Origin of the sequence: Rhizobacter sp., from assembly GCF_031412075.1 — a bacterium.
In the GTDB taxonomy this organism is placed as follows: Bacteria; Pseudomonadota; Gammaproteobacteria; order Burkholderiales; family Burkholderiaceae_C; genus Rhizobacter.
Genome location: NZ_JANOCG010000196.1, coordinates 1 through 4,186, shown reverse-complemented (window position 1 = coordinate 4,186; position 4,186 = coordinate 1). Strand labels below are relative to the sequence as shown.

The window sequence follows — 4,186 nt, the reverse complement described above, 5'->3', positions numbered from 1 at the left end:
GCGCCGGAAATCGCCGAGATCCTGCGCATGGTCCTGGGCTGGGCCTGGACGTACGTGATCGTGGCCGAACTCATCGGCGCCTCGAGCGGCATCGGCCACATGATCACCGACAGCCAGGCCTTGATGGCCACCGACCAGATCATCTTCGGCATCATCGTCATCGGCTTGATCGGCCTGGTCAGCGACATCGCCTTCAAGGCGGCGAACCGGCGTTTCTTCCCATGGGCTGCCCTGGGCAAGTGAGTGGGTCCATGAACATCCTTTCGGTGCGCGGTGTCGAGCGCCGGTTCGCTACATCGTCGGGGTCGACCCTGGCACTGCAAGCCACCGACCTCGACGTCGCCGAGAACGACTTTGTCACCATCCTCGGCCCCAGCGGCTGCGGCAAGAGCACCTTGTTGCGCATCGTTGCCGGCCTCGACCAACCGACCGCGGGCAGCGTGGCACTGGAGGGTCGAAAGATCGATGGCCCTGGTGCCGACCGCGGCATGGTGTTCCAGAGCTACACGCTGTTTCCGTGGTTGACGGTGCGCGACAACGTCTGCTTCGGCCTGCGCGAGCGCGGCCTGCCCCGCGCGCAGCAACTCGAAGTCGCCGATGCCTTCCTGCACAAGGTGGGACTGCGCGGCTTCGAACACCACTACCCGAAGCAGCTGTCGGGCGGCATGCAACAACGTACCGCCATCGCCCGGGCGCTGGCCAACGGCCCGCGCATGCTGCTGATGGACGAACCCTTCGGCGCCCTCGACCACCAAACCCGCGAGCTGATGCAGGAGCTGCTGCTCGGCATCTGGGTAGCCGAGAAGAAGACCGTGCTCTTCGTCACCCACGACATCGACGAGGCGGTCTTCATGGGCAGCCGCGTCGTCGTGATGAGCGCGCGCCCCGGCCGCATCAAGCTGGACCGTGCGGTGACGCTGCCACACCCGCGGCACTACTCGGTGAAGACGACGCCGGCCTTCGTCGAACTGAAGGCCGAGTTGACCGAGCAGGTGAGGGTGGAGGTACGGGCGGCGCAGGCGGCGATGGTGGCGGCGGGGTGATGCCTGGCGGCCCGGGTCTATGAGGCAAAAAGTGTTTACACGAATGTTGACACGATCGATGGTTGTCGATACGCTCGTATAAACATTGAAGGAACTAGCATGAGCACATCGCACAGCCAAATTAGCGCCTGGGGAAACGGCTTGGCGCTGCGTCTGACCAAACCCATCGCGAAGGCCGCTGGCGTGACGGAAGGGACGCCTGTGCGTATCCTTGTCGAGCCGGGGCGAATCGTGATCGAGGCAGATACCGAACCGACGCTGGATGCAATGCTCGCGGCATTCGATCGGAAGCGACACGGTGGCGAAGCGATGGCCTTCGCGCCGGTTGGCATCGAGGTGCTTTGATGGCCAGACGCCCCGCGCTCTGGGTGCCCGCACGCGGCGAGATCATCTTCATCGAGCACAGCCCGCATGTCGGCAAGGAGATGCCCGGCCTGCACCCGATGCTGATGTGTTCGACCGCTGCGTTCGCCGGCAAGACCGGCGTCGTGATCGGCTTCCCGATGACGCATGCCGAGTTCAACGCGGACAACCCGTTTGCTCTGGCGGTCCAGGGGCCGAAAAACGAAGTCGGCTATGTGCTTGCGTTTCAGCCCAAGTCGTTCGACTGGCGCGCCCGCAACGCACGTCCTCACCCCTGGGGAGCCGGCCACGACAAGGTGCTCGCCGCTGCGCTCAAGAAACTCGACGCCATCTGTGGGGTCTGCGAGCACTAATCCTTGCGCACACAACGAAGGAGATGGTCATGAACATCACCCTGTCCATTGACGAACGCATTGCAGAGCAGGCCAGGGCCGCTGCCGCCATGGGCAAGAGCCTGAACCAGGCTGTTCGTGATCACCTGGAACAATTGGCAGGCAGCAAGCAACTGACGTCTGAGTTGCAGGCCTTTGAGCAGTCGGCGCTGAAGACGCCCGGCAAGCTCAGAGGTTGGAAATTCGACCGCGAAGAAGCCAACCGCCGTGCGTAGCCTGCTCGACACCAACGTGCTGGTTTACGCCGATGCGGCCGATCACCGCGCCAAACAAAAGCGCGCCATTGAACTCATCAAGACCGCGCGCGCAGGGCCTATGGCCGTTTTGAGCTGGTCCCTGCGTCAGCCGAGCTGATCTCGGGCGCTCTGGACCTGCACATGCTGCGCAGCGTGTCGTTCTACGACGCCTTGATCGTCCAGGCCGCCGTGGACAGCGGTTGCCAGCGTGTGCTGAGCGAAGACATGAAGCACGGCGCCAGCTCTGGCGGCGTGCTCATCGAGAATTCGTTCCTCGCCGCCTGAGCGAGGGCGCCTGTGACGTGACCCAAGCGCTGGCGTTGGCGACCATGCCACCGCTCAGCGGCTCGTAACGACGGCCCGTCACTTCATAGGGTTTGTTCGCTCCACGACACCACCAGCAAAACCGCGGGTGCACACCAGACCAGGGTTACAGCGCTCGAAGTGGCCGATCTGCTGGTGCGCGAGGGACGCAAACTCGCGGCGCCTTGGGATGAAGTGCAGGCCAGCGTGATGCTGGCGTGACTGCCGACCTTGTTTTGCCGACCGGCCTGAGCGCGGCTGCGTGCAGTGAGCTGGCCTGCCCTGGTGAGGAGATCGAGGGACGCGCTACTCCGGCTCGCTGCCTTGCCCGTTCATGTTGATCAAGCGGCACGGGGGCGCGGCAGGCTGGCGTCGCGTTTCACAGTCGACCATCGCCGCGGTGACAGCGTCATCCGCGGTGGTGGCGGCGAGGCTGATGCCCCAAGCACCGCCAGCCGAGAGGGCGAAAGCCCGCGGGTCGGACGCGGTCCGGTAGCGGGCGCGAAAGGCGGTGCGGGCTTCCTCGACCGATCGGATATCCGGCACAGCGGTTTGCGCGTTTGGCGCGCGCCCGGGCGCTTGCTCGCTTTGCACCTCGGCCTCGGCGTCTTCGTCCGCGAGAGTCAGGAACGTCGGCACGCTGACCCAAGCGCTGATGCAGAGCAGGGTAATGGCCGGCAAGAACAGGAACCAGTTGCCGTCGTTCGGGCGTGGCCCGTGGTCGTTGTCGTCGGCCGTGCCGGGCATGAAGGAAAAAACGACCCCGGCGACCGCACCGACGTAGGGCACCCAGAGCAGCACGCCCCACCATGCGCTGAAATTCATGTCATGCAGACGGAGCGCGGTCCACCGCAGACAAAGCCAAAACGTCGCGAGAAAGAAGACGCCGTAGGCAAGCAACCGCGCATTGGTGGGCGACGTGATCAGATGCAGGGCCGCCAACAGCACCAGCGCCGTGCAAAGCGCGCCACAGGTGGCGTACGACAGGCGCCCCATCCGTCCCCCCAGGCCCAAGCCCAGCACCGGCGTTGCTTCGTTCATTCGCTCTTCCCCTGGTGCGCGGGACGGGACTCGAACCCGTACGCCTTGCGGCTGCGGGTTTTAAGCCCGCTACGTCTACCGGTTCCGTCACCCGCGCTGTGCAACTGGCCGCAGCGGGCATGATAGACGTGCCCTCACTCGCTCCAAGGCACCGATGCCGTTGTTCGATCAAGCCGCCCTCAACGAGGGCGTGAAGAAGCGCGAGGTGTTTGGCTGGGCGCTGTACGACTTTGCCAACTCGGGCTACACCACTGTGGTTCTCACGGCGGTGTTCAACAGCTACTTCGTCGGCGTGGTGGCGGGCAAGGCCGATTGGGCGACGCTGGCGTGGACGCTGGCACTCGGCCTCTCGAGCGCTTTGGTGATGATCGTCATGCCCGCACTCGGCGCGTATGCCGACCTGCGCGCGGCCAAGAAGCGGCTGCTGATGATCAGCACGGTGGCCTGCGTGGCCGGCACCGCGGCGCTGGCGCTGGTGGGCGCTGGCGACCTGGTATTGGCGTTCGTTGCGATCGTGTTGTCCAACTTCTTCTACGCCATCGGCGAATCGCTGGCCGCCGCCTTCCTGCCCGAGCTGGCACGGCGCGAGGCGCTGGGCAAGGTGTCGGGTTGGGGCTGGAGCTTCGGCTACTTCGGCGGCATGCTGTCGCTCGGCCTGTGCCTGGCCTACGTGCTCTGGGCGCAAGGGCAGGGGCGGCCGGCCACCGAGTTCGTGCCGGTGACGATGCTGATCACCGCGGCGGTGTACGGCATCGCATCGCTCGGCACCTTTGTGCTGCTGAAGGAACACGCCACGCCGCAGGCCGCG

At 65.2% G+C, this 4,186-nt stretch carries 9 protein-coding genes and 1 tRNA gene; 8 read left to right on the top strand and 2 right to left on the bottom strand.

Features of this window, described 5'->3' with window-relative positions:
- From RMO40_RS06810 to RMO40_RS06780, 7 genes are all read left to right on the top strand, one after another.
- On the top strand, positions 1–243 hold a 243-nt coding region (locus tag RMO40_RS06810), incomplete at its 5' end, for an ABC transporter permease subunit (RefSeq protein WP_309718122.1).
- Positions 244–251: 8 nt separating this feature from the next.
- The gene (locus RMO40_RS06805) at positions 252–1,043 is read left to right on the top strand and encodes an ATP-binding cassette domain-containing protein (protein WP_309718118.1); all 792 of its coding nucleotides are present in this window, start codon (positions 252–254) and stop codon (positions 1,041–1,043) included.
- 99 nt (positions 1,044–1,142) lie between these two features.
- On the top strand, positions 1,143–1,388 hold the full coding sequence (locus tag RMO40_RS06800; RefSeq protein WP_309718115.1) for a hypothetical protein: 246 nt from the start codon (positions 1,143–1,145) through the stop codon (positions 1,386–1,388).
- Complete coding sequence (locus RMO40_RS06795) at positions 1,388–1,759, top strand: type II toxin-antitoxin system PemK/MazF family toxin (protein WP_309718112.1); 372 nt, start codon at positions 1,388–1,390, stop codon at positions 1,757–1,759. The genes RMO40_RS06800 and RMO40_RS06795 overlap by 1 nt, the downstream gene beginning before the upstream one ends.
- 29 nt (positions 1,760–1,788) lie before the next feature.
- The gene (locus RMO40_RS06790; RefSeq protein WP_309718109.1) at positions 1,789–2,013 is read left to right on the top strand and encodes a MerR family transcriptional regulator; all 225 of its coding nucleotides are present in this window, start codon (positions 1,789–1,791) and stop codon (positions 2,011–2,013) included.
- Positions 2,006–2,152, top strand: coding sequence for a hypothetical protein (locus RMO40_RS06785; RefSeq protein WP_309718106.1), 147 nt, complete (start codon positions 2,006–2,008; stop codon positions 2,150–2,152). The genes RMO40_RS06790 and RMO40_RS06785 overlap by 8 nt, the downstream gene beginning before the upstream one ends.
- A gap of 23 nt (positions 2,153–2,175) precedes the next feature.
- Positions 2,176–2,319, top strand: coding sequence for a hypothetical protein (locus tag RMO40_RS06780; RefSeq protein WP_309718103.1), 144 nt, complete (start codon positions 2,176–2,178; stop codon positions 2,317–2,319).
- A 324-nt stretch (positions 2,320–2,643) separates the two neighbouring features.
- On the opposite strand, the gene RMO40_RS06775 is transcribed toward RMO40_RS06780, so the two are convergent.
- Positions 2,644–3,378 (bottom strand): DUF805 domain-containing protein, encoded by a 735-nt coding sequence (locus tag RMO40_RS06775; RefSeq protein ID WP_309718100.1) that lies wholly within the window; start codon positions 3,376–3,378, stop codon positions 2,644–2,646.
- Between the two features lie 12 nt (positions 3,379–3,390).
- Positions 3,391–3,475, bottom strand: a tRNA-Leu gene (locus RMO40_RS06770).
- Between the two features lie 57 nt (positions 3,476–3,532).
- On the opposite strand from RMO40_RS06770, the gene RMO40_RS06765 reads away from it, so the two are divergent.
- The coding region (locus RMO40_RS06765; RefSeq protein WP_309718097.1) for an MFS transporter at positions 3,533–4,186 on the top strand (654 nt) is incomplete at its 3' end.